General features: G+C 42.8%; 16 protein-coding genes, 1 tRNA gene and 1 pseudogene. 11 read left to right on the forward strand and 7 right to left on the reverse strand.

The features are described 5' to 3' along the window. The first annotated feature begins 165 nt into the window (after positions 1 to 165). The 3 genes from JMX92_RS11455 to JMX92_RS11465 all read left to right on the forward strand — a co-directional run bounded on the left by JMX92_RS11455 (position 166) and on the right by JMX92_RS11465 (position 1,638). Positions 166 to 600 carry a hypothetical protein gene (locus JMX92_RS11455; protein WP_227675361.1) on the forward strand — a complete coding sequence of 145 codons (435 nt, stop codon included), beginning with the start codon at positions 166 to 168 and terminating at the stop codon, positions 598 to 600. Between the two features lie 2 nt (positions 601 to 602). Beyond that, entirely contained in the window at positions 603 to 941 is a 339-nt protein-coding gene (locus JMX92_RS11460; RefSeq protein ID WP_201545720.1) for a hypothetical protein, read from the forward strand. Between the two features lie 163 nt (positions 942 to 1,104). Then, the gene (locus JMX92_RS11465) at positions 1,105 to 1,638 is read left to right on the forward strand and encodes an N-acetylmuramoyl-L-alanine amidase (RefSeq protein ID WP_201545723.1); all 534 of its coding nucleotides are present in this window, start codon (positions 1,105 to 1,107) and stop codon (positions 1,636 to 1,638) included. A gap of 147 nt (positions 1,639 to 1,785) precedes the next feature. On the opposite strand, the gene JMX92_RS11470 is transcribed toward JMX92_RS11465, so the two are convergent. Next, entirely contained in the window at positions 1,786 to 2,121 is a 336-nt protein-coding gene (locus JMX92_RS11470) for a hypothetical protein (RefSeq protein ID WP_201545726.1), read from the reverse strand. Between the two features lie 105 nt (positions 2,122 to 2,226). On the opposite strand from JMX92_RS11470, the gene JMX92_RS11480 reads away from it, so the two are divergent. Both JMX92_RS11480 and JMX92_RS13565 read left to right on the forward strand, forming a co-directional pair. Next, positions 2,227 to 5,028 carry a hypothetical protein gene (locus JMX92_RS11480; RefSeq protein ID WP_227675362.1) on the forward strand — a complete coding sequence of 934 codons (2,802 nt, stop codon included), beginning with the start codon at positions 2,227 to 2,229 and terminating at the stop codon, positions 5,026 to 5,028. Next, complete coding sequence (locus tag JMX92_RS13565) at positions 4,986 to 5,276, forward strand: LPD1 domain-containing protein (protein ID WP_227675363.1); 291 nt, start codon at positions 4,986 to 4,988, stop codon at positions 5,274 to 5,276. Before JMX92_RS11480 ends, JMX92_RS13565 begins: the two co-directional genes overlap by 43 nt. Before the next feature lie 89 nt (positions 5,277 to 5,365). Here JMX92_RS13565 and JMX92_RS11485 read toward each other — a convergent pair whose 3' ends face one another. The 4 genes from JMX92_RS11485 to JMX92_RS11500 all read right to left on the reverse strand — a co-directional run bounded on the left by JMX92_RS11485 (position 5,366) and on the right by JMX92_RS11500 (position 9,008). Beyond that, complete coding sequence (locus JMX92_RS11485) at positions 5,366 to 6,226, reverse strand: DMT family transporter (RefSeq protein ID WP_201545729.1); 861 nt, start codon at positions 6,224 to 6,226, stop codon at positions 5,366 to 5,368. Between the two features lie 652 nt (positions 6,227 to 6,878). After that, positions 6,879 to 7,301 carry a hypothetical protein gene (locus JMX92_RS11490; protein WP_201545750.1) on the reverse strand — a complete coding sequence of 141 codons (423 nt, stop codon included), beginning with the start codon at positions 7,299 to 7,301 and terminating at the stop codon, positions 6,879 to 6,881. A 255-nt stretch (positions 7,302 to 7,556) separates the two neighbouring features. After that, positions 7,557 to 8,765, reverse strand: a complete 1,209-nt coding sequence (locus JMX92_RS11495; RefSeq protein ID WP_201545732.1) for a tyrosine-type recombinase/integrase — start codon at positions 8,763 to 8,765, stop codon at positions 7,557 to 7,559. 167 nt (positions 8,766 to 8,932) lie between these two features. Continuing rightward, positions 8,933 to 9,008 (reverse strand) — tRNA-Arg (locus JMX92_RS11500). 217 nt (positions 9,009 to 9,225) lie between these two features. Between JMX92_RS11500 and ppiC the strand changes: the two genes are divergently transcribed. The 5 genes from ppiC to recD all read left to right on the forward strand — a co-directional run bounded on the left by ppiC (position 9,226) and on the right by recD (position 22,269). Beyond that, the gene (ppiC, locus tag JMX92_RS11505; protein ID WP_011960471.1) at positions 9,226 to 9,504 is read left to right on the forward strand and encodes a peptidylprolyl isomerase PpiC; all 279 of its coding nucleotides are present in this window, start codon (positions 9,226 to 9,228) and stop codon (positions 9,502 to 9,504) included. Positions 9,505 to 9,613: 109 nt separating this feature from the next. Then, positions 9,614 to 10,384, forward strand: a complete 771-nt coding sequence (gene truC / locus JMX92_RS11510) for a tRNA pseudouridine(65) synthase TruC (protein ID WP_201545735.1) — start codon at positions 9,614 to 9,616, stop codon at positions 10,382 to 10,384. Positions 10,385 to 10,724: 340 nt separating this feature from the next. Next, the gene (locus JMX92_RS11515) at positions 10,725 to 15,236 is read left to right on the forward strand and encodes an exodeoxyribonuclease V subunit gamma (protein WP_201545738.1); all 4,512 of its coding nucleotides are present in this window, start codon (positions 10,725 to 10,727) and stop codon (positions 15,234 to 15,236) included. 83 nt (positions 15,237 to 15,319) lie between these two features. Next, on the forward strand, positions 15,320 to 19,810 hold the full coding sequence (locus JMX92_RS11520) for a UvrD-helicase domain-containing protein (RefSeq protein ID WP_201545741.1): 4,491 nt from the start codon (positions 15,320 to 15,322) through the stop codon (positions 19,808 to 19,810). 83 nt (positions 19,811 to 19,893) lie between these two features. Then, positions 19,894 to 22,269, forward strand: coding sequence for an exodeoxyribonuclease V subunit alpha (gene recD, locus JMX92_RS11525; RefSeq protein WP_201545744.1), 2,376 nt, complete (start codon positions 19,894 to 19,896; stop codon positions 22,267 to 22,269). Between the two features lie 89 nt (positions 22,270 to 22,358). On the opposite strand, the gene JMX92_RS11530 is transcribed toward recD, so the two are convergent. Both JMX92_RS11530 and JMX92_RS11535 read right to left on the reverse strand, forming a co-directional pair. Further along, positions 22,359 to 22,925 carry a hypoxanthine-guanine phosphoribosyltransferase gene (locus tag JMX92_RS11530; RefSeq protein ID WP_011960466.1) on the reverse strand — a complete coding sequence of 189 codons (567 nt, stop codon included), beginning with the start codon at positions 22,923 to 22,925 and terminating at the stop codon, positions 22,359 to 22,361. Between the two features lie 90 nt (positions 22,926 to 23,015). Then, positions 23,016 to 23,681 carry a hypothetical protein gene (locus JMX92_RS11535; protein WP_110816569.1) on the reverse strand — a complete coding sequence of 222 codons (666 nt, stop codon included), beginning with the start codon at positions 23,679 to 23,681 and terminating at the stop codon, positions 23,016 to 23,018. A gap of 431 nt (positions 23,682 to 24,112) precedes the next feature. Here JMX92_RS11535 and JMX92_RS11540 point away from each other — a divergent pair. Further along, a pseudogene (locus JMX92_RS11540) lies at positions 24,113 to 24,304 on the forward strand (carbon starvation CstA family protein); the annotation flags it as partial. Positions 24,305 to 24,430: the final 126 nt, after the last annotated feature.

Genomic DNA, 24,430 nt, shown 5'->3' on the forward strand with positions numbered 1-24,430 from the left:
CCGATTTAAACCCTATTGAGAAAAAATGGGCACAGGCTAAATTTCTACGCCAAGGATGGATGGAGAATAATCTACCTAAACTATTTCATAATATGGGTTGTACCAATTTTATTTTGGATTGACTATAGCTCGGTAGCAAGTATATTTAGTGCGTCTGCTAGTGCAGTGGCTTTTACGGATCAACTCAATCAAACCCGCACTTTCTTGTATCTAAATATCCCAATCTGGGTGTTCTTTTTTGCTGTATTGCTATTGAGCATGGTTGGCTCAGTGGCCTCTTTACTTACTGATATTTATACAAGTGATATGGAGCAGCGACCTTCTGTATTGCAACAAATGTTTCATCTTGCTGGCGGGTTTTTTAGTGGGATTATTGGAGCGTTCGTTTTATTGCCAGCGCTTACCGATGCTGCAAGCCCACCGATTGAAGTTATGCTGATGACAGCATTGGTTATGTCATTTTCAGGTGTGGTACTTATCAACAACTTAGGTGACTTAAAGCGTGATAAAGAACTCCAAGACTCAGTACGTAAGCTCTTAATTAGCAGGGTGTCATGGCTGGCCAACATCTTCACTAAGGGAAATGGAGATAAAGGATAGAGATGGAACATCTAATCATCATCAACTTGCAAGTCATTAATAATATAACACCGTACCTTGGATTGTTCATGTGCGCAGTTGTTATGTTTAGTGGCAGATATTGCACTAACCGCAAATCAACTTCGACTTTGATAGTGCTTTACGCATTTATATGGCTGGGGCTTTTGTGGGCTGATGTTGGTAGTACGGTGTTTGTGCCTTCAAAACATACAATTTTAGCGAGGGCACTGCTTGTCTTATCAATGGCTGTGTTGATGCTAGATATAGCAGGTAGCACCAAAAGGTTTAATAAGCTTAAAAGTAAGATAAGAGAATTTAGAGAAAATGACAGCAAAAATTAGAGAAAATATCAAGAGTCTGCAAGGGCTGGCTGGTGCCAAACCCGATGGATTATGGGGCCTGAACTCGCAGCCATAGCATTTTATTTGGTTTATTTACTACCACAAAGCGCCTTAGAAAAATCAGTAAGACGTCTAGGCTTAAAATATCGATAGGGGTTAATTTATGACAGTAGTGACTATTACAGCTGGCCACGGTGGAGGAGACTCTGGTGCCGTCAATGGACAAATTACAGAAGCTCAAATTGCAACTGATATGAGAAACATGATTGCATTTTATCTTGAACGTGATGGGCTAGTCGTTCGTACGGATGGTGAGGGCAGCAAAAACCAAGCACTTAAAGAGGCCATCAAGCTGATTCGTGGCAGTAAACTAGCAGTTGAAATTCATACCAATTCATTTTATTTGCCCACTGCTCAAGGTGTCGAAGCCCTTGCACAGCCGAAGGATGAAAGCATTTGTCGTAAGCTTTGTAAGGCGGTTGCTGACGTTATGGGTATTCCAATTCGTGGCAATCGAGGTGGATATAAAGCTGAAGGTAGTGGCCAACATTCGCGTTTAGGATATGTGCGCAATGGCGGTATCATATTAGAGTTATTTTTCATATCAAACCCCAAAGAGCTTGCTATATACCACAGCAAAAAATGGTTGGTAGCTCGCGAATTGGCAAAAGTTATTAAAAATTATGTCGGCGGTTAATTTCAACTCTGACCAATCAAACTGATGAAGATATATTGATATCGGGGTGCGCAGCCATACTTTAAGACTGCCTGATAATGCAGTAGCTTTGTGTTAATGGGGTCGCAATGCCTATAGGTGTTGCGACCCTTTTTATTTTTAGATATATCAACCGCCAAGAGCTATTTTAGCTTTTATCCTCAATTCATCAGCCCTGCTAAAGTTCTTCTCATATGTGCACTGAATGTCGTTTTTACATTCGGTATTTCTTGACTCTATCCAATGTGATTGCTTCTGAATTAAACTGTCTGTAAGCATGCCTTTATCAGCAAGCTCTCCTAATGTGCTTTGTAAATACATTTCTGACTGCATAAGAGTCTCGCATTCATTTTCCTCATCATACCCATATAAGATATCAGAACATTCTGTCGCCATAGCCGGCATACTAGCTAGCCAAAAACAACTAATGAATCCTACTTTACAAAGTTTTGCTACTAATTGCATGATTAGATTCCTTTTAGGGAGTTTGAAATTAGGAACATAGCACGCCATGAGCAATGCTATCTGCAACAATATTACATATTCATCATATATTAGGAAATTATTTTTATGATTATTGATATTGACCGCTTGGTACCGCTTCAAACAGCCCTAAAGAAATTACATTCAGCAACTAGCGTAGAAGATAAGCTAGAAGTATCAACCCTTGTTCGTAACGAGCTTGTTAAGCTTGGCGTGTTAAGTGATATCGACGATACAAGCAGCCCAAAAGATAATAGAGCTAGTATAGGTGCGGCTTATGATGCCATTACATCATGGGACATTAAAAAAGCGGATAATAAATTTCAAGAGTTACTCGAACAAAACAACAGTGATCATAAAAAATCCGCAATGCATTTTTTTAAAAAATACCTGTCTGGTAGGGCGGTTAAGACGACTCTTGGATTGGTTGTTTTGAATAGCAAATCTAAAAATAAAATGACATGGCAGGCCAAGCGTGAGCCAATTGCTTTAGCTACACCTCGTATTCCACAAATTCTACTAGAAGGAAAAATAGGCGCAAGAGAGCCTGCTAATAAAGAACGCTCAGACAGTTTGATAGCTTTTTATGAATTTAGCAAAATCATTACAGTAGCAAGTAAAGATTACCATGCAAGAATCAAAGTAGCAGAAAGGGAGATGGGTGACCACGCTGCATACAATTTGACTTCAAGGCAGCTAGACGGAATGTATAGCGAAGAAAACCCGTCACACCTTCCTCATTGGCTGAACAAGTCTGATTTAGACAATCAGCCCAGCTTGAGGCGTTGTGACGAGCTTTTAACTATTACATCACACAGTAATAATGATGTCAACGATAGTACAGCTTTTGATGATGTTTCATATGCTGAGAATGTTGGCAGTAATAAAGCATATGAAATTTTACTAGATACGCTAGAAGTGCAAGAATTAGAGCCTTCTAATTCTGAGTATAGCGACAACCCTAATGATGATAACTATCGGTATGCTGATACAGGTTATATTGCTGGCAGTAAAAAAGAGCTGGCAAGTAACCGAATAAAAGAGTTAGCCAAAGATGGGGTGGCTGTAAAGGTTAAGGATATTGATTGGTCAGAAATTGAAACTGATGCGCTGCTTGCTGAGTCCCTAATTAAAAAATCAAATATTATGGGTCAGGTTGACTACAATGAGTTAAAAGATAATGGTATTGAGCCTGGTACCGCTTTTTTAATTCAAAAGGTATTGGCGTCTGTGGCAACAGAACCTCATTGGGACTTAGTTGAATTTGCTAAAAACTCTTATGCTGGTCGTAGAAACATAAGCTACAATCAAGATCAATTACTTGCATTTGCAAGATTAGCAGATGAGCTTGGTGTGGCCGACCAAAAACAGATGATGCGTAAAGCTTATGTATCAGGTATTGATACGTTAAAAGCACGCATTAGTAAGTGTGTCACGCCTCGTGATTTGTACAATGAACTTGTTGCTATCGCAGGTGAACTTGGTGGCTCAATGCTTAGCACAGACGTCGCAGATAAGTACAAAACTCTATCCTCAGAGCAAGATGCATTAAGAACTGAGATGGAAGAAGAGAGTGAGGCGTTATACAAAGAAGCGATTGCTGGACTTGCTAAAATGGCTAAGGAAGAGGGCGTAAACCCTATTGAATACAATACACAAAAGTGGGTAATGAGCTGGGCTACAGAAAAATACCCCGAACGCCAGTTTAGTGGTAGCTACATTGGCAAAGGCATTGTAGATGCTAATAAGTTTAAAAGGTGGAAAGAGTACAATATTGCTTTAAAAGCTATCAATGCAATAGGGGCATTTGAGACATTAACTACAAATAGGAATATTCAGCAATGGGTAGCTCTTGGTGAGAGATTTTGGGCAATTATTGAGCGTACTTCATCAGCCTTTGTTAAACACCTAAATCTAGCCATAGATGGTAAATATAACGACTGGGGGCTGACTATTACAGATAGCAGCAAGACTGGAAGTGGTGGCAAAAAAGGTAAGAAAAAAACAACCTTCGAATTGATTGTTGCTGAAAAAATTGAGCGCAAGGGCGGTAAAGAAGTTGCGATCAACTCTACCAAAGAGCTTAAGAATGAATTTGGCTTCAGAGACATTCAATCAGGAGATTGGATTTTAAAAGAAAAATCTAGCGCTGAGTTTCATGTAAAAAATACGGCAGCAGCAATGTTTGATTTGTCAGATATTATCGGTATTGACCATAAAGCGCTTGGGTTTAACGGCAGGTTGGCAATGGCTTTTGGCGCGCGTGGTAGAGGAGGAGCGCTTGCTCATTATGAGCCAGTTCAGCGCGTCATCAACTTAACTAAAATGCGTGGTGGTGGCTCGCTTGGCCATGAATGGTTTCATGCTATCGATAACATTCTAGGTGAAGTGCTAGGTAATGAAGAAGCTGTTGGAGCAGGTAATTATTTAACGGAAAAACCAAGCCTTGCTAGTAATTATAAAATATCAAAGGCTTTTAAAGACTTGCAAGATGCTATGTTTATTGGTGATACTTATACACCTGAAGTGTTTAAGATTACAGAAAAAGATATTGAGCTGGCAAAATTAAATATTAATCCTGACAAGCTCAATAGGACGACAAAATTAATCTTAGATGCAGGCAATGCCAGCGGCGCTGTAAGAGCGATTGACAGTATATACGGGAAGGCTAATAGAAGTCGGCGCAGCAAACAGCATGGCGAAAAGTGGCGGCTGCATACTACAATCAAGATAAGTCAGGACAAGAGGTCGTTCTTGAAACCGGCCCTATATCGTCTAAGTTTAAAGCAAATTCGGTATCCCTTGATGGAACACGTGCCAAGCCGTATTGGTCTTCAACAAGAGAAATGGCGGCAAGAGCATTCCAGGCATATCTTGAGGATAGCCTAGAGGCACAAGGACGCCGTAATGATTACTTGAGCTATGGTGCTAACAATGATTTATACGATGGCGTACATAAAGCTTACCCTGAGGGTGACGAGCGTGCGCGTATTAATGCGGCATTTGATAAGCTGTTTAAAGTAATCAAAGATGAGAAGGTGTTTGAAAATGCGTCGGCTGATGAAAGTTTGATGGACTCTATTTTTGGCATACAGCCAAATAATAATTTAGCGTTAGATCATTTAATTCAGTGGTAGATTGAACTACAAAACAGCATATTCATATTAGAGGGAGTGAGTTTTAGTGAAGAAACTCACTCCTTTTGCAAAAGCTAAGTAGGGAATTGCTAATTCAAATTTCTATACTTTACTCTTTCAGCGTTTGCTAGCCAAATTAAAGGGACAACAATTAAAGTTCCTCCAACCAGCAAGCTTAAATTTGGTACTTCATTAAACCATATAATGCCTACAATTACTGCGACTAGTAATCCGGAATATTCAGCACTAGAAACTTTGTGAGCTTCGATGTTTTTGTATACTTCTACACATATTCCGGCATAAATTAAAATAAAAACATTTGATAAAGCTGCTATAGTAAGCGACTCCCAGCTAAACGGGCTGTTTTCCCATAAAGCTAATACTAAGGCAGCAGGTATTCCTACTAGATTAGTCAATAATAAAGTTTGATAAACGGTATGGTTTTGAGGTAGTTTTCTTACTAAAAGATTATTTATAGCAATTGTGGCCGCTACTAAAAGCGCAAATATTGCGCCTATGTTGATTTGCTTAGGTTGAACAATAATCAAAATGCCGATAAAACCCAGGATAGATACAATAATCGTTGAAGGGTTTAAGTTATCCTTATATAACAAAAAGCCTATTGGTAACATAAGAAGCGGTGCTGCGTAAAAAATAGCATTTGCAGTTGCCAGGGGGAGGGATTGAAGGGATATTACCATGAATACCACACCAACTAACCAAATATGACTGCGAACAAAATGCCATTTTATCTCATCAAACAAATTCTGTTTTTTGTTAACCAAACAAAGAGGTAAAAGCATAGCGACAGCGGTTAATTGCCTAAAAAGAATAAATTGATATAACGCTGTTTCAGCTGGCAAGTCTTTTATTAGTGCGTCTGAAAAAACTGCAAAAATATTTCCCACTACTAAAAGGGTCATGCCTAATGCTACGCTGATTTTTGGCATCATTACTCCTATTTCGTTAAAAAAGCCCTTCTAGGTCGACCTAGAAGGGCTTAATTATACTTAAACACATTTCGATTGTAATTATTAAAGGCCGGTAATCCGTTTATTGACTTCCTCCCCTCCCTAAAGTGACGGGATCCCTACAACTAGACGGTCAAGCCTGACCGCAAATCTTAGAGGTGGCTACCGCCTTGCAATTCACACCTTGCATCTAAGATTCTTATTTCAAACTAACCCTACCGTTAAGATTGTCTGTTGACACGAGCTAGTTTGAAAGTGTGTGTGGAATACCATCTACCAGCCAAAACACTGCGTACTCGCAATTTATACTTGTCTTAGCTGTTTTTTGTAGATGGTTTGATTTAATAGATGATTGATTATAGCGGTTAAGTCGCCTTATATCTATCTCTTGAAGTGGGTGGTTTTACGGCGACTGATGATAAAATTATGAGCCAAAGGTAATGCGATTATTTGTAAGATAGGAACAATAATAATCGATTCAATTAAAATTACAGTCGGTAGGGTGAAATCTTTAACGTAAGGCTCAATAACCATTGATATAATTAATAAGCTTGGATATAAAACTACTATCCCTATAAGAGATAACATGAAGAATTCTTTACCTTGGTGCTTAATAAGCCTCAGGGATTCTTTATTTGATAGATATTTGAAGATTGTATTTTGGAGTCTTTCCTAATCTTGCCTGAGAACGAGGCTGAAGCACTCGAAGCTCATACTCTCCAGAGTAAGGGAGGGTGTAAGCTCCATCAGTGTCTAATTCTGGAGAATATTTGCTCATATAGACTGAATCCTTTAATCTATCATTGAACAAGTAGGCGTCGACATTCCCCCCATCGATTTTGACCTTTAATTTCTGTCCTTTTTTTGCTATGAAGTGGTATGAGTAATACTGTGTACCTGTAATTTGACCCTTATAGTTCGACGAGCTCTTGCCCTTAGCGAACTGAACATTGACTGCTTTGAGCTCATCGCAGGCTGTCGCGTAAGAATTTCCGACTAGGGTAATAAAGGAAACAAAAAGCGTGGAGATTAGTTTTTTCATAGGCACCTCAATTTTCATAGTACGTAAAATTAGTAAAAATCTATAACGTTTTAGGATGTTAATAATAACATATTAGTAAATATAATATATAAGCGATAAAGATATGGGGTTGAGGGTTAGTGTTACAGATCTGATTATATTATAGCGTTATAGCCCGCCAACAAGGCTCAAAAAAACCTTATCTAGCTGTTAGGGCTTTTTAATACAAATTGGTAGAAGATCCTTCAACTCTATAAGTGGGGTGGGCATTATCTGACATGTCACAAGCTATACTGAGCTTTTAAGTTCATCTAGATAGTTCGACCAGGTCTGCATCATTTCTCGCCTCTCATCTAAAAATATGGTCCTATTGTAGGCCCTACCGTGCATATCTCGCACATTATGGCCAAGCTGCATTTCTACTAACGATTCATCGTATTTGAGTCGCTCAACCAGCATTGTTCTAGCTGATGCTCTAAAACCGTGTACCGTATGCTGTTCACCACTAAATCCCAGGCGCTTTAGAGCCTGACCTAATGTATTTTCGCTCATTGGCCGTATTGTTGAATGTAGCGATGGAAATACAAAATCGCTGCGTTTATGCGGCTCTAATTGTTTGAATAGATCATAAACCTGGTCAGATAGAGGTACGATCAGAGATACGCCGGTTTTGCGCTTAGTTTTACGCGGTGTGAATGTCCAGGTTCGGGCATCAAAGTCGAAATCTTCCCATAGCGCATTGCGCAACTCACCACTTCTAACAAAAAGATGAGGGATTATTTTGATAGCGATACGCGTCTCAAACATCCCGTCATAGTCGTCAATCGCACGTAGCAATATAGCAAATTCTTCCGGGTCGGTAATTGCGGGATAATGCTTTACTTCTGGTGGCTTAAGAGCTCCTTTTAAGTCTTGAGTAACATCACGCTCACATCTTGCCGTCTGCACTGCGTATCTAAATACCTGACCTGCTAGCGAGCGCATTTTCTTTGCTGTCTCAAGATACCCTTGCTTTTCAACTTTACGACATGCATCAAGTACGTCAATTGGTTTGATATCTGAAATAGGCATGCGGCCTAAGTGTTGGCTCAAATACATAGCATATCTGGCTTTGTGGTCGATTGTATCTTGCGATAGATGAGTTTGGCGCTCGATATACTCAGCAGCCACAATCTCAAAAGTGTTATTTTGTTTTAAGCGTTGTTGGCGTGCCTCATCACGTATTTTGTCAGCTGGATCAATGTCAATTGCTAGTAATGCCCTGTACTCGGCGCGTATGGTTCGCGCGCCGGCAAGCGAGATTTCAGGGTACTGACCAAATGTAAGCGTGGCCCGTTTTTTAGTAAATGGCCTAGTGTAATCAAAGCGCCAAGATTTTGTGCCGGTACTTGATATATATAGATAAAGTCCGCCACCGTCTGACAATTTATAAGGCTTATCGGTATTTTTAGCCTGCTTAACCTGAGTATTTGTAAGGGGTGCAGTAATTTTGGCCATTATTTTACGGTATCCTTTAACGGTATTTTCGGTAATGCCGCTTATATTACCGTAAAATTGACGGTATGCAAGGGGTCTTTATGGTACGATAAAGTTTATTAAAGTTAACAAAAAGCCCCGTATCATAAGGGATACGGGGCAATATGGTATAGTAAGGTATAGTAATTTGGTGTGCCCACGAGGACTCGAACCTCGATCGGTCGCTTAGGAGGCAACTGCTCTATCCTGTTGAGCTATAGGCACATAAACAAAGCTATTTTATCATAACAAAACCAGCGTTTTACCCATTTTTTTGGCATTGATAGATAAACATAAACCGCAGGCCTCAGCGTATCTTACTGATTAAAAACCATCAGATTATTTTGTAAATAAAATAACAACGATCTACCCGTGGGACTAAAAACCAAAGTCACTAGTGCTATAATGCCGCGATAATCGATAGTTATGGAGGATGTACATTATGGCTCGTACGGCAAGCGCATTACATATCTTAGTAAAAGACAAAGAGCTGGCTGAAGAGATTATTGCCAAGCTTAATAAGGGCGCACATTTTGATGTGCTGGCTAAGAAGCATTCAACCTGTCCATCAGGTAAAAAGGGCGGCGACTTAGGTGAATTCAGAAAAGGTCAAATGGTACCAGCATTTGATAAAGTCTGCTTCAATGGCGAGCTGTTGACACCGCATTTGGTAAAAACAAAATTTGGTTGGCATGTGGTTAAAGTGCTTTACAGAAACTAAGCACTATAATCTGAGCCTGAACAGTAAAGGCTATGCAAACACAGTTGAGATGAGGATAGGACTTAAAGGTGACCTATCTAAAATTAAGGCCTAAAAAAGACGGATAAAGATGGATATTGAAAGCGGCACCGATAACCAAATTGACAATAAAATAGATATTATCTATGAAGATGAGCATCTGGTCGCAATTAATAAAGAAGCGGGTCTATTGGTGCATCGCAGTTGGCTTGATAAGGGTGAGACACGATTTGCAATGCAACTAACCCGTGATGCCGTAGGTTGCCATGTCTTTCCCGTACATAGGTTAGACAGGCCAACATCGGGCGTATTGTTGTTTGCTAAGAGCGCTGCTGTGGCACGCAGCTTGACCGAAGCTTTCACTGAGCGTAAGGTTACTAAATGCTATTTAGCGGTGGTGCGCGGCTTTATGACAGAGCAGGGCAGCGTTGATTATGCGTTAAGCTTTAAGCCCGATGCCATCGCTGATAAGTTTGCCAACTTAGACAAGCCTGCTCAAGAAGCGGTCACTCACTGGCAGAGCTTAGCCCAGATTGAGCTGCCATTTGCAGTATCAAAAAAGCACGATACTAGCCGCTATAGTCTTATGCGTTTAATACCTGAGACGGGGCGAAAACATCAGCTACGCCGTCACATGAGACATTTGTTCCATCACATCATAGGTGACACCAGCTACGGTGACGGACGCCACAATAAATTTTTTCGTACTCAATATGATTGCACGCGCATGCTGTTACATGCTCAGACTTTATCGCTCACTCACCCTGTTACTGGCGAACCGTTGATGCTCGAAGCAAGTTTTGACGATCAATGGACTCGAATTTTGGAAGCATTTTCTTGGATAGATAGTGCAAACCCTTAGCATGTGATAATTGAGTTAATCAAACCTCCTCTCATCGACACATCGTCGGAGTTAACCTTGTATTTATATTTATAGCAAACAGCACATTTACGCTGTTTTTATAGGTAGCAATGCTGTGTAATTCTGACGACATTCAGAATATAAATCACAATCATAATAACAATAACAATAACAATAACAATAACAATAACAATGGTGTCAACTCTTTGCGACAGTAGTTGACGTTATAGTGGTGTTTGATGGTTTTCTTTTTGTCATAATGGGTTATGCTTATATGAGCGTTGTATCTTTGCTATGACTGTATTTATTTGAACTTCCATTAACAAAAGATTGCCTCCTTATGTTCAAGATTATCCAATCACATCGCACCGAAAACTTAGTCGATGAACTGCTGGTCGAATACCAATCAGTGCAGCAGTCTATTTTTGATCCCTTTGTGGTGATTGTGCCGTCAATGGTCTTAGGTGATTGGCTTGATAAAACCATTGCCAGCCGTGCTGGTATCAGTACGCTTGTGATGACTAAGTTCTGGGGTCAATATCAGTGGACATTGATGCAAGATGTACTCAGTCAGCATAATGCTTATCTGCTGCAATCTGATCCTGATGCGGCGGTGCTTAACGTGCCTGAGGTGGCAGTGCTGTCACCCACGGTCATGCAGTGGCGTCTGTTTGGCTATCTGACCTATTATCAGCACACTATCATTGAGGATGATAAGCATCCGGTATATCCATTGTTGTCCTCATTGATGGATGCGCCACAAGAAGGTGTTGAGCCAGACCAAGCACAGCAAGATGCGCGTATCTGGCAGCTGGCAAGTGATTTGGCACGGGTGTTTAACCGCTATTTAACCCACCGTGAGGACTGGTTAAGTCTGTGGTCGGCTAATAAGCCGCTTGATGTGGATGCGTTGATTGCAGAAAAAGATACGTTGTCTTTGCGCTTTGATCAATATGCACGCGGTACTCCAGAATGGCTGGTGGCGCATTATGTAGAATTGGAAGCGGCTCAGCGTTATCTGTGGTCGCAATTGTTCGCTGATGTGCATCAGTACCGTGCCCAGTTAGAAAAAACCTTTTGGCACGCATTACAGAGCAATAAGGCGGGCGAGCAAGATCAGTTGCCCAAAGTACTGCGTATTTTTACCATTCAGCAGCTACCGCAGACTGAGCTTGATTTTTTGCAGCGTTTGTCACGTTACATGGACATCACCTTACTGCACTACAACCCCTCTAAGCTATTTTGGGCAGATATCGTAGATAAGTCGTGGCTACAGCGCCAGCAGATTATTAACCCTGAGAGTGTGTTTTTACGTGATTATGGGCACAGTTTGCTGTCACGTCTGGGTAAACAGTCTCGTGATACTTTTGCCATGCTTGCTAATTTATCCGGTAACGAGCTGCATGGTGATGCCGTTGTGGATTGGCAAGATAATTTTGAAGATGGCGAGTTTGGGGACTTGAGCGATGAATTTGGTGCTAAGGCAGATATTGATAGTGATAATAACGCACATGACGCCCCCTCTTATCAACCTCACAACAGCCCCAGCTTATTAAGACGGCTACAAAATGATGTGCTGATGCTTGATGAGCGCTCTACCCAGCAAGCCACAGCAGTTAAAGTGTCACAGGCTATTAGCGAGCAAATCGAGTTAAGCTTTGATGATGCCAATGCTGCTGCCTGGTATGAGGATGAGGTACTTGAGAACAAACGCTTTGAAAAAGAGCGTCTGTGGTCAATATCCTCACAAGATAATAGCCTCAGTATTCATTCGTGCCACAGCTTGCAGCGTCAGCTCGAGGTGCTGCGTATTATGATTGGACGCTGGCTTAATGAGCCACTGCCGCCGGGTACAAAAAAGCGTCATATCTCTGACATCGTGGTGCTGCTGCCCGATGTGGAGCGCCATCATGCACTGATTAGCTCAATCTTTGTCAATGGTAGGGGTCAAGATGGGCTGACCTTGCCGGCCAAAGTCACCGGTGTGGTTGATGCCTCCATTCGCCAATTATGGGAGGCTATTATTGGGTTTTATAAACTGCTTGGCAGTGACAGTGCCCGCTTTGAAGCCGCGGAGGTGCTAGATTGGCTGATGCTACCGCCGCTATATGAAAGCTTTGGTTTGACCCATGATCAGATGAGCCGTGGCTGTGATTTATTGGTCGAGGCAGGCTTCATTAGAGGCTTTGATGAGCAGCATCTTAAGCAAACCTTAGACGGCAATGACTTTGATTACCGCTTTAGTTTCGCCCAAGCGCTAGATAGGTTAACGTTGGGGCTGATTATGCCAGAGGCACAAATGAGCGATTGCTTGTATCCGCTTGATGCGCATCAATGGCCAAGCACAGCCATTGCTGAGATGAGCTTGCCATTGCCTGAAGTGAGCCTCAATGATGCCCCAATTATTGAGGCCCTATGCCGCATTTATAGCGGGCTACTGGCAAGACGTAATGATCACAAACAAAAGCTAAAGGCAGAGGATTGGCTGAATCAAATTGAGCGACAAGTGATTCACCGTTATTTTGGCGATGTGGATCAAACCCGCAGTATGCGCGCCATTTATAATGCCATGAACGGCTTTAAATCGAGCCTGCGTGCCAACCGTCATTATCGACACTATGCCAGTAGTGACAATACCAATAACCAAGAGGTTGAGCAAAGGCTGGCAAGGGTTGAGCAGCTACCTTTGAAGCTCAGCTTTATGCTAGATAGTATCGAGGCGGAGCTTGAGAGTCAGCAGGTGAGTGCCGAGCCGACAGGGGTGATTACCTTCGGCCGTTTTGGGGCATTAAGAAATGTGCCCTTTGATTTGGTGGTCATGCTCAATATGAATCTTTCTGAGTTTCCCGCACGTGACCGTGACAATCGCTATGACTTGATGAAGGCGACCCTATCACGCCGTGGTGATAGAGTGAGTGAAGATGATGACAATGGTGCATTTTTAGATGCGTTATTATGCGCGCGCAGTGCCTGCTGGATATTTTATAACGGTCAAAGTTTAACCGATACTCATGAGCATTTACCGGCCAACCCTGTCAGCGAGCTGCTGCAATTCTTGCAAGGCGAGGTGCAGTGGCAAGTCAATTCACTCGACAGTTTGTCAGAGGTGGTAGACCCCACTACCGAGAGCTTAAAGCGTCATTTACCAAAGCTTGTCAAACAGTGGCTGGTGACCGAGCATCCGGCACTGCCCTTTGATAAGCGCTTATTTGAGCAACCGCTAGAAAGTGGTAGGGCAGTTGAAGACAACAGTGTTGCATTACAAAAAAATAGCCTAAGCAATAAAAATGACACCCAGCAGATAGCAGTACAGGATTCCGCTAAAAAGGATTTAACTCAAAAGAATTCAGCTGACTTAAATGGTGCTAATGATGAGCCGTCTGAGTTTGACGCTTTAGAGGGTCTATTAAATAAAGCGATGCAAAAAACCAAACTGGCGCAGCAGCGTCAGTTCCCACCAGCCCCTCTATGGCAAGCGGTATTTCATACCTTAAAATCTCGAGACTCTAAGGCACATCCGCAGCTGGTCAGCTTACCTAACAAAGCGCATTATGAAGCAATCGCTCAGTTATTGGGATCTGGCTTGGGACAATTGGGGGATATCGACAATCAAAATTTGCCTGCCTTAACTGATCTGTTGTCAATTGATGCTGATTTAAATGGTAATGAGCATAATAAAGCCTTGGCCCAACGGCTGTTTGATATTGGTGAGATTGACGTTGAAGGGGCACTTGCCTATCAAGTACGCCATCCTGCCAAGGCCTTTTTACGGGCACAAGAGGTGCATGTGGTTCAAGGTGAGGAGGCGATGGCACATCAAGAGCCGCTGTTTTTGAATAGCCTCAGCACCTACCAGATCAAAGACTATTTGATTCATCAATTGGCAAATGCTTCACCAGCGATGGGTTCAGACAACGCCCAAAGTATAGAGACATCAGCGGCTCAAGCCACACCAATTTTAATGTATCAAAAAATCATGCCAGCTGGGGTAGCACGCCATACCACTTTACCCAATCAACAACAAAAGCTGCAGCAGCAATGCCAAGCTTTTCAAGAGCAATTGCTCGCTAACGGCATTGAAGTTCACGAGGCGGATGTGGGCTTGCCGATTATTAGCCCCACTATCGAGCATCCTGTACAAGTAGATTTGACACGTGTGTTTCCACAAAAACAGAGCGCATCTTTATTAGCCCTTTTACCCCAAACAATTAAGATCAAAGGTGTGGTACCCATACAGGTTAATGATAAAGGCGCGCAGCTACAAGCAGGCATCTCTTATGCCGAGCAGTCGCCTAAGCACTGGTTTAATATCCTGCCCAATTCTGCCAGTCCCAGACATCTGCTTAAGTTTTGGTTATCGCACCTGTATTGGCAGGTTGCCAGACGCACCACAGCTGAGCAGGCGGCATTAAATGATGGTATGAGCATTTGGCGCTTTAATAAGTCAGGCACTAAGGCCAAAAAGCTTGAGAAAGCCACAGCATTTAAGCTTGGCCCCATCGTTTATGAGGATGCTGTCATTGAGCTGGTTAAGTGGGCCATTTTTGCCAATCTATCTGGTCAAATACCGCTCACCTTATTACCAGAGTATGCGCTTGGCTATTTGGATAACTGCCTAAAAGCGCAAGAAGATGAGGGCGCTGAATATTGGCCAAAACGAGGTGATTTCTCAGAGTGGCTGTTCCCTAACTACACGTCAGATGCGGTCTATGACACTTGCTCGCAGCATGCTATTTGGCAATATATTCTGCGCGATCAAGATGCCTTTAGCGCACTAGCCACTGCCTTGATGGCTTTGGCACAGCCTTTGTATTCGCCTATGTTTGACACGCTTAATGGGCTAGAGGGATAAGATCAGCCAGTTAGACCGGCATATTGAGTAATTAAGCTACGATATTGATCCTATAGACAATAATTAAAAAAGTATATCTACCTATGACAGACATCACTGATAACACGACCTTAGATACCCAAGCACAAGGGCTAGTGGATGATTTAGCCTCGTATGCGCATGCTGACAGCGATGTGCCCAATGAGTCGCATCAGGAGCATAACAAGGAGGTGATACCGGCTGTTGATGTGGCGTTAAGCGGTCGACATCTTATCGAGGCGTCAGCGGGCACAGGTAAGACTTGGACCTTAACTGGTATTGTACTGCGGCTACTTATCGAGGCGCGGCGTGCACCTGAGCAAATTATAGCGACCACTTTTACCCGAGCGGCAGCGGCTGAGATGCGTCAGCGTATTCATGATCGCTTGGTGGATTTTTATCAACTGCTGCAATGGGTCAATAACCTAAGTGCAGATTTGGCCAATAAAGAGCACTTATATCCAGATATCCTGCAGGTCACCCCTGAGGCCAGTAGGGATCAACGACAGGCAGATAAACAGGCAGACAAAGCGGCTAATGCTAGTCTTGCTGACGATGAGCTTAACCAAGACTTAGCGCATGACAAACAGCGAGAAGCAGCGCACAAAGCCACTGCCAAGAAGATTCGTGCTAAGTGGTTGGTAGAGCAGGCAAAAAATGCCCGTTTAGATGACATCATGCAAGACCCGATTAACCTGCACTTGGTGGGTTACTTGCTGGATCATATACACAGTTATCCGATGACAGATGCCATTCGCCGCACAGCACTGGTATTAACCACACTTGATAAACTGTTTGTGGGCACGCTTGATAGTCTGGCACAAAAATGGCTGGCAGAATATAGCAGTGAGACAGGTCATCAGCAAGGTATGGCCATTATTGAAGACAGTCAGATTGAGCAGGTGACCGACAGTATTATTCATGATGAGCTGCGACAGTTTCAAAGCCGTTTGTATTACGAGCAGCCTAAGCTATATGCACTCATGGAGCAGCAAGGCAAGCTGACCGATATTAGTGATCATAAGTCCTATGTGAGCCGCTCGCTTAACTTTATTTCTGCGCCTATTGATGAGGTGGCGCTAAATGAGGCTTTTGACTTCGCTGATTTGGAGCAGCTGCTAGAGGATTTTGCTAAGCTTGATTTGACAGATATTCAGCCGTACTTAAATCCTGATTATCGAAAGTCACAAGGATTTAATGGTCGATCTAGTCTACAGACTCGGTTTGAATTTATTACTGAGATTCATGAGGTAATCGCTGACAAAGGCGTGAGCTTTGAGAGTTACCTAAGTGAAGATGCTAAAAAACTATTGGGGTCATTAAGAGATGCTCAGTTCCCCAATGATGACGGAAAAATAAAGAACTTTAATAAGAATAAAGAAAAACAGCATCAAGCCTTGTTCGAGCTAGAAACCATCTGCCAGTTAATGTCCATTATGGATAAGATGGATCGTTTAAATCAGCATATTTTGCTATTGTTGGCCACGCTTAATCGTCATATCGTACTGGCTGTCCGTGACAGATTACCGGTCATTTTAGAAGAGCGTGGCGAGACGACGTTTAGCCTGCAAATGGTACGTCTGAATCAGGCATTGACCGGCCGTCAGGGAGAGAAGCTGGCACGTTATATCCGCCACCATTATCCGGTTGCGCTTATTGATGAATCACAAGACATCAATGGTGAGCAAGCCATTATGATTGAAAGTATTTATCTGCCGAGCCATAAACGTCAGCACTCAGGCAGTCAGACAGGCGATGAGGATAAGCAGTCGACTAATACCAAGTCTAATCAAGAGTTTTTGTTGTTGGTTGGCGACCCAAAGCAAGCCATTTATGGCTTCCGCGGCGGCGATGTTGCCAACTATAATTATATGAAAGCCCAGTTTGATAAAAGTAGTCTATGGACACTGGATATCAACCGCCGCTCTAACAAAGGGGTCATTGACGCCTTAAACTGCTGGTTTGGTATGCCGACGCCCACGACAAGCGAGAACAAATTTGCTGAGCTCGGCAGTCACATTTATTATCAGCACATTACTGCAGCCAAGCTTGAGAAGCAGTTGTCCTGGTTTAATGACTTAGACAGTCATCAAGCCGCTACATCAAGCAGCGCTGCAACAACAGAAGTTGATTTAGTTACTGACGTGCTATCTGCTAAGCCTGTCAGCGTCTTGCATCTGCCTTATCACAAAGAGCTTGAATACGATGAGCATGAAGTGACAGCACGCCATATTGCCGCTTTATTAAACAGCGGCCAGACCTTAAAAGGCAAACCTATTCAGCCTAGTGACATCGGGGTGCTGGCACGTGCCAAAAAAGACTTAAAGCGGGTAGAGGATGAGCTGGTTAAGTTAAATGTAGCGACTTTGACCACCAGTGACGTGAGTATCTTTGAGACCATCATGGCCGAAGATGTGGCTGCTTTACTGAGCGCCATGCTCTATCCATACCGTCACGACATGATTAATCGCGTACTGACCAGCCATCTGTATGGGCTGAGCATCAAAGAGGTCAAAGCGATGATGACCGACCATGAATCAGGTGTTGCTCAAAGCGATGAGGCAGCCGTCAAAGTAGCTGCTCATACCAATAGTGCCACTAACGGTAGTATCCAAGGGGATACTGGCAAAAAAAGCTATCAAGATGTCATCAGCTATCTTAAAGAAGCGGCTCAGCGTTGGCAGAATTTTGGCATCTTATCAGCGATGCACTATTTGCTAGATAAAAGCAGTGTTCAGCCGCAAGGTGTTTGGCAAGCTTTGGCGGCGCATCCTGAAGGCGATCGACATATCATGGATTTGCGCCATGTGATGGATATCTTGGCGCAGTATGGTATGGGTATGGGTGAACATGAGCTGCTGGCGTGGTTTAGACAAAACATAGACGCTGCACCCAACAGTGACTGGGCCAAGCAGTACCCACTGCCGACAGAATCTGGCGTACAGCTAATGACCATTCACAAATCTAAAGGGCTTGAGTTCCCAATTGTCTATGTGCTTGGCATGGGCAGTGCCAGCCGCAAGTCGGGCAATAAAGAAGACTATGGGCTGTATTTGTATAATGCTCAGCAAGCGCCTAATGCCTTGGTACAGAGGGTACAGGGCTCTTCTGGTAATCAGCGCCGTTTTTCAGCGGTAAAAGACTCAGCGACCACACCAGGCTATTATACAGATATCGAGACCCAAGAAGATTTTGAGGAGTTTCGTCGCCTCGGGTATGTGGCCTTTACCCGTGCCAGTGAGCTGCTTTATGTGGTGCTGCGAGACCCAAAAGATAAGACTGGGTTTGATCTAAAGCCGGTGTTTTATTGGTTTGATTCATCAGAGCCGAAGTTTGAGCTACCTGATAGACTCAAAGGATCAATAGGCATGGTACGCGGACAAAAAGTGCATGAGTTTTATCAAGACAATGATACTAAGGCCAAAACTCATCACTTAACGGACAGTACTCAGGCTACCCTTACTCAGCCGCGTCTAGAGCCGATCAAATACGATAAATTTTCTGATGTGATGCGAGACAATTACTTTTATGGCTGGGCCAAGACCAGCTTCACCGCGCTTGCCCGTCAATTAGATGAATCCACACAAGCGATGGCTGTGGTCGATGAGCGTATCGATGATGCCACATATATTGATATTAGCGAGGCAGATGGCGCTTTAAATGCCCAGATACAGGAGCACGGACTAGCCATTAAAGCTGTAGATGACATTCGCTTTAGCTTTGTCAAAGGCGCTAATGCGGGTACGTTTTTGCATGAAATCTTTGAGAAGATACATTTTACCAATCCTGAGCAATGGCCTGCGGTGATAGACAGAGCGGTCAGTGGCTATCAGCTACCCCTGGCCTACGCCAGTGTGGCGCATCAAAAGCGCATTTTAGAAGCCAGCAGACAAGGGGCGAATAACAAGACTTATCATATCGATGAGCGGGAGCTTCAGCATCAGGCATTAATGAGCTGGATTAATGAGGTTTTGCACACGCCATTATTGGCTTCAGGTCAGAGGTTGGTGGACATCTCACCCAAGCAGCGCTTTGCAGAGATGGGCTTTAATATGGGATTATCTGAAACCTTTAAGGCGCAGCAAATTAACACCTTATTTGAGCGGTATTTGCCCCATGAGCCTGACAAACACATCCGCTTAACAGCTCAAAGTAGCAGCCAGTTATATCGTTATCTGCGTGGTGAGATTGACTTGGTTTATGAGCATGCAGGCAAATTTTATGTGGTTGATTATAAAAGTAACTTTTTAGGAAATAGCCTAAGCAATTACGATGAAACCACCCTAAAATTAGCGATGAGTAAAGCAGGCTATTGGCTACAAGCCGCGATTTATCAAGTGGCGCTGCATCGCTTTTTATCGATGCGTATCGCCGATTATACAGGTAATGAGGCTAAGTATTTGGGCCCTGTTGAATATGTATTTTTGCGGGGGACTTATGCGCCAGCAATGACAGAGCGCGCTGAGGACTACATCCCACGTTATGGACTGGTTACTTGGGATATTCCCATTGAGTTTGTAAAAGCGTTAGATAAGCTATTTGGTAAGCCTCAGTAGCATCGCTGACAGTTGATTATCTATTTTTAGCCTTTGAGCCATTACCCTTAAACCTTTCATCCAATAATAGGTCTGATAACTTAATGAAATCCAATAACAATACGGCAACTATGCGCGTTGAAGAGAGCTGGGCTGATACCATTAGTGACTATATTTTACAGCGCCGAGCTCAGACGTATGCGGCATATGTACAGCCAAGTGACACCAACACGTCAACAAACTTTGTAGAGACTGACAGTTATTTATTTAAATCGCTGTTTATGGTGTTGGCTAAGCAGTTGAAGGAGGGGCATACTGTATTAACTCTGCGCCAAAACAGTACTGAGCTGGCATTACATGGCAGGGTAGCGGGCAAGGTAGCTAAGCTTTATGCGTGGCAGCGCGATATTCTACAAAGTTTGGCAGGGCCTTTGTTTGATCTGATTGACAGTGATGCGGCTTTGGCTGCTATCGCACAGTCGCAAGAGGATACTCAAGGCGAGCTTGCGCACTCTGAGGACAGTGATCCTATCTTTAACCTACTTAATATTTTGATGACCCGTGGTAATGAGCTGTGGTTACAGTTAAGCCTACCTAATAGCAGCAAAGCTCAGCTGGTTGAGCGTTTTAAGTTGGTTCAGCAGCTATACGAGTTAATGCAAAATGATAATAAGGCAGATGAGTTAAGTGAAAAAGGGTTGATAAATAGCCTAAGCAAATTTATGCAACATGTAGATCAGCACCCTTTATTTACCCAGATGTCATCGGCACTGCTAGCCAAAGAAAATAGCCTAAGCAAAAATATCTCAATTTCAAAACAAACACCCATCATTTACCAAAGTAATCAGCCGCACAACAATCATTCAAACAATCATTTAGACAAGCACTTAGAGACAGACAAAAAAATAACTTTCTGGCTGCATCGTACTTGGCAAGCTGAGTTTAACCTCGCTAAAACCATACAAAATATCTTAAATCAGCCAATAAAACCCTTAGATATCCATATTCCTGACAATCTCAATGCTCAGCAGGCACAAGCAGTTAGAGTCGCTAATGAGAACGCTTTTAGCATCATCACGGGCGGTCCCGGTACGGGAAAAACCTATACCGTGGCACAGCTTGTGATTGCCTTACAGCAGGCTCAGGCAAATAGCGATGCACAGCAGGCATTAGGGGAGGGCGCTACGATTAGATTTAGCACAGACAGCGCAGGGCTTGCTCTATCGGCACCAACGGGTAAAGCGGCACAGCGTATGCAAGAATCACTACAAGCGGCTTTAGACAACGCTCAAGTAGAGGTGCAGCTGCAAGAAGCAAAGACCATTCACCGTCTGCTGGGGATCGGTAGAGATGGCAGACCACGCTATCATGCAGGTAATCCTTTGGGGGAGGACATCATTATTGTCGATGAAGCCTCAATGCTCGGTGTAGAGTTGGCCAATTACTTAGTGAGCGCCATTAAGCCAGGGGCAAGGTTAATCTTATTAGGTGATGCCAATCAGCTGGCCGCAGTGGATGCCGGGGCAGTGCTCGCGGACTTATGCCGTATTGATGTATTGCAGCCCATTCATGCACAGCTGACAGAGAGCCGCCGCTTCCATGCCGACTCGGGTATTGGTAAATTGGCCACGCAGATTAATACAACACCAACGGACATGCAGCAGGTGTGGCAGCTATTAACCCATGACGAGGCGTTACAGTTCCAAAGCGTTAACATTCAACTGGGCAGTGATGCTACTGATAGGGAGACTGACGATGTAGAGACGGCTGTTTTTAATCATCAATTAATAAATAGCCTAAGCAATAAAAAAATCATGTCAAAGCTGTCCCAAAACTACCTTCCATATTTAAATAAAATCCATCAACTAATAAAACATCCCATAGCAAAATCCGTGCCAGAAGCAGTAAGCCTTACTATTTCTGAGCTTATGAGTGAGTTTAACCGATTTCGTATCTTAACTGCCGGACACAATGGGGAGTGGGGAGATCATAATATCAATGACTATCTGACCCGCTGGCATATGACGCAGCTTAAGCTGCCTTTGGGCAAAAGTCCTTGGTTTCATGGTAGACCGGTTATGGTGTTACAGAATAATTATGAGCTGGGTCTATTTAACGGAGATATTGGTATTTGTTTGCAGACACAGCAAAAAGGTGAGGGTGGCCGTTTAGAGGTGTTTTTTGAGAATAAGACCCAAGGTATTGCGGTCAATTTGCTTAATGATGAGCTGATTGCTACCGCGTATGCCATGACTATTCACAAGTCGCAAGGCTCTGAATTTGATCATGTTGCAGTTACCTTTGATAATAGCAACAGCCGACTGCTTAGCAAGGAGCTGATTTATACTGCAGTGACCCGCGCTAAGAAAAAGGTAAGTATTTTTAGTACCAAACGTGCGTTACAAAAAGCGGTGCAGACGCCGACGCAGCGCTATACAGGTCTTGCTTTACAATTTGAGCAAAAGGCGGCTGTTGATTAAATATTAAAGCGACTAAGTTTTCGGCACAAAAAAGCACCTATATAGGTGCTTTTGAGTTAAAAGACTGGTTAATTGATAGGGTGTTTCAATTAAGGCAGTTTGTCTTCTTTGATGGCATAGATGCCAGGAAGATGACGTAAATAACCATGAAAATCCATACCACAGCCGTAAACATAGCGGTCGTCAACATCCAAACCAACGAAATCTACGTTGAAGCCTTCTACTTTGCGATCATGCTTCTTATTTAGTAGCACACAGCAATCTACTGACGCTGGGTTTTCTTTTTTCAGCTCTTGTACGATAGCCTTTAACGTGATGCCTTCATCAAAAATATCATCAATTAAAAGCACATGCTCGCCTTCAATGTTAACGTCTGGCTTAAAAGCCCACATTAATTCATTGGTACCTTGGTTGTCACGATAGCGAGTTGCGTGGATGTAATGCATACGATGGTAGAAGGTTAGGTGGGTCAGAAGTTGACCGGCTGGAATCAAGCCACCATTCATAACGACCATAACAATTGGGTTTAGGCCTGCATAATGTAGGTTTAATTGAGCAGCCAGGCGCTCATAAGCAGCAGCCACTTCAATGCTACTGATTAAGCATTCTGAATTGCGTAGTGTTTTCTCGATTTCTTGATTGCTGATTTGGCTCATAGTAAGGACACGCAGTTATTTTGTTGAAAGGATCTATTTTAACAGGATTAGCCAATTTGAGCCAACCCTGTTAACGCTATCCATCAATATTTACTGCTTTTCAATGATAAAAGGTCTATAAAACGCCACCAAACGATTTAAAGACTCTAAGGGTAATTGCGGAAACAGCTTATTAATAGCCACCTCTAGTGCCTTATTAATGCCTGCCTTGGCAACTGGGATAGACTTACGCTTGAACATACCAAGTGGTAAAGTCTCAGAGAAGCGAGTAATAAAATGGTCAACCACGGCGTGGTTCATTGCCATGAGGGCTGCTTGCAGCTTTTCTTTATCTACTGACGTTTCGGTAACTGAATCAAAACCTTCATTGATGGTTTTTGCTGTCGCCTCATCAAGTTTAAAGCCGACACGCATGATACCATTGGGGTCTTCAAAATAAGTTTCGTTCTTTAGATAATCAAAGTTTGGTAGTACCTCTTTATTGCTGTCTTTACCCAATAAGATGTTGAGCATGGTATCAGTTGCGCTCTCAATCTTATTGACGATGCCTTTCATTTTCGCTTTGCGTTCTTCATCAGGAATCACGCTAATTAAATTAACCAGCAAGTTATCAATAATCTCAAGGCCAATTTGATGTGAGATGCTGTTACGAAGCGGATAATAGGCCTCATCACTATTGGAAGAGATTTTTAATTCTGCCTCTTCGATCATATTTGATAATTTATTGGTGGGTTCAAATCCGAAATAATGGGTCATTTTAAGTCCTTTTATAACCTATAGATAATAAATGACGATCGTCAATACGCTTAATAATCGTCATAAGTAGTTCTAATATAACTCAATTAATTCCCAATCACCTAAAGTGTTTCAAAACTATAGGGTCACAAATCGCTATTAATTAATAATTAACACACCTTTAATGTGCCTATCATTTAGAGAGGCAATTGCGAATAAAACCCATTGTCAGCTGTCTTACCGAGCCTTTTATTCGGTATAATAAATCCTTAGCGTAATAATTGAGCAAGAAAGCTGTTGCAAATCTTTAAAGTATAAGATTGAATTCAGCCTTCTTAAAAAGTAATTTCCTTTATTTTATTAGCCTGTTAAAAGTAAGCTAATCCAAGTGCCACAAGTTATGGTGCTTGTTAAGTGGCTATCCTAACGTTCGGCTTTTCAAGGAGTGATAAATGAACAGTGCAGTGGTTTTACTGTTTGGTGTCTTAGCCATGCTTGGTGGCTATTTATTTTATTCTAAATTCTTTGCAAAACACATTTTAGGTCTAGATAACTCAATCCCCACGCCTGCCCATACTATGAAAGATGGCATCGATTATGTGCCGACCAACAAGTATGTGCTATGGGGACACCACTTTACATCTGAACCGCCCCGGGATTGTCAGAGACTCATTTATCTGAGAGAATACGACAATGAAAACACGAAACTATACCCCCGAAATGAAAGAGCGCGCCGTCCGTATGCTAATTGAAGCTAAAGACGACTACCC

It is taken from the genome of Psychrobacter sp. H7-1, from assembly GCF_904846585.1.
Lineage (GTDB): Bacteria > Pseudomonadota > Gammaproteobacteria > Pseudomonadales > Moraxellaceae > Psychrobacter > Psychrobacter raelei.

Excerpts from the sequence above, each read along its gene's own strand:
- JMX92_RS11460 (WP_201545720.1), top strand. The coding sequence starts at position 603 with ATGGAACATCTAATCATCATCAACTTGCAAGTCATTAATAATATAACA.
- JMX92_RS11465 (WP_201545723.1), top strand. The coding sequence starts at position 1,105 with ATGACAGTAGTGACTATTACAGCTGGCCACGGTGGAGGAGACTCTGGT.
- JMX92_RS11470 (WP_201545726.1), bottom strand. The coding sequence starts at position 2,121 with ATGCAATTAGTAGCAAAACTTTGTAAAGTAGGATTCATTAGTTGTTTT.
- JMX92_RS11480 (WP_227675362.1), top strand. The coding sequence starts at position 2,227 with ATGATTATTGATATTGACCGCTTGGTACCGCTTCAAACAGCCCTAAAG.
- JMX92_RS13565 (WP_227675363.1), top strand. The coding sequence starts at position 4,986 with ATGGCGGCAAGAGCATTCCAGGCATATCTTGAGGATAGCCTAGAGGCA.
- JMX92_RS11485 (WP_201545729.1), bottom strand. The coding sequence starts at position 6,226 with ATGCCAAAAATCAGCGTAGCATTAGGCATGACCCTTTTAGTAGTGGGA.
- JMX92_RS11495 (WP_201545732.1), bottom strand. The coding sequence starts at position 8,765 with ATGGCCAAAATTACTGCACCCCTTACAAATACTCAGGTTAAGCAGGCT.
- ppiC (WP_011960471.1), top strand. The coding sequence starts at position 9,226 with ATGGCTCGTACGGCAAGCGCATTACATATCTTAGTAAAAGACAAAGAG.
- truC (WP_201545735.1), top strand. The coding sequence starts at position 9,614 with ATGGATATTGAAAGCGGCACCGATAACCAAATTGACAATAAAATAGAT.
- JMX92_RS11515 (WP_201545738.1), top strand. The coding sequence starts at position 10,725 with ATGTTCAAGATTATCCAATCACATCGCACCGAAAACTTAGTCGATGAA.
- JMX92_RS11520 (WP_201545741.1), top strand. The coding sequence starts at position 15,320 with ATGACAGACATCACTGATAACACGACCTTAGATACCCAAGCACAAGGG.
- recD (WP_201545744.1), top strand. The coding sequence starts at position 19,894 with ATGAAATCCAATAACAATACGGCAACTATGCGCGTTGAAGAGAGCTGG.
- JMX92_RS11530 (WP_011960466.1), bottom strand. The coding sequence starts at position 22,925 with ATGAGCCAAATCAGCAATCAAGAAATCGAGAAAACACTACGCAATTCA.
- JMX92_RS11535 (WP_110816569.1), bottom strand. The coding sequence starts at position 23,681 with ATGACCCATTATTTCGGATTTGAACCCACCAATAAATTATCAAATATG.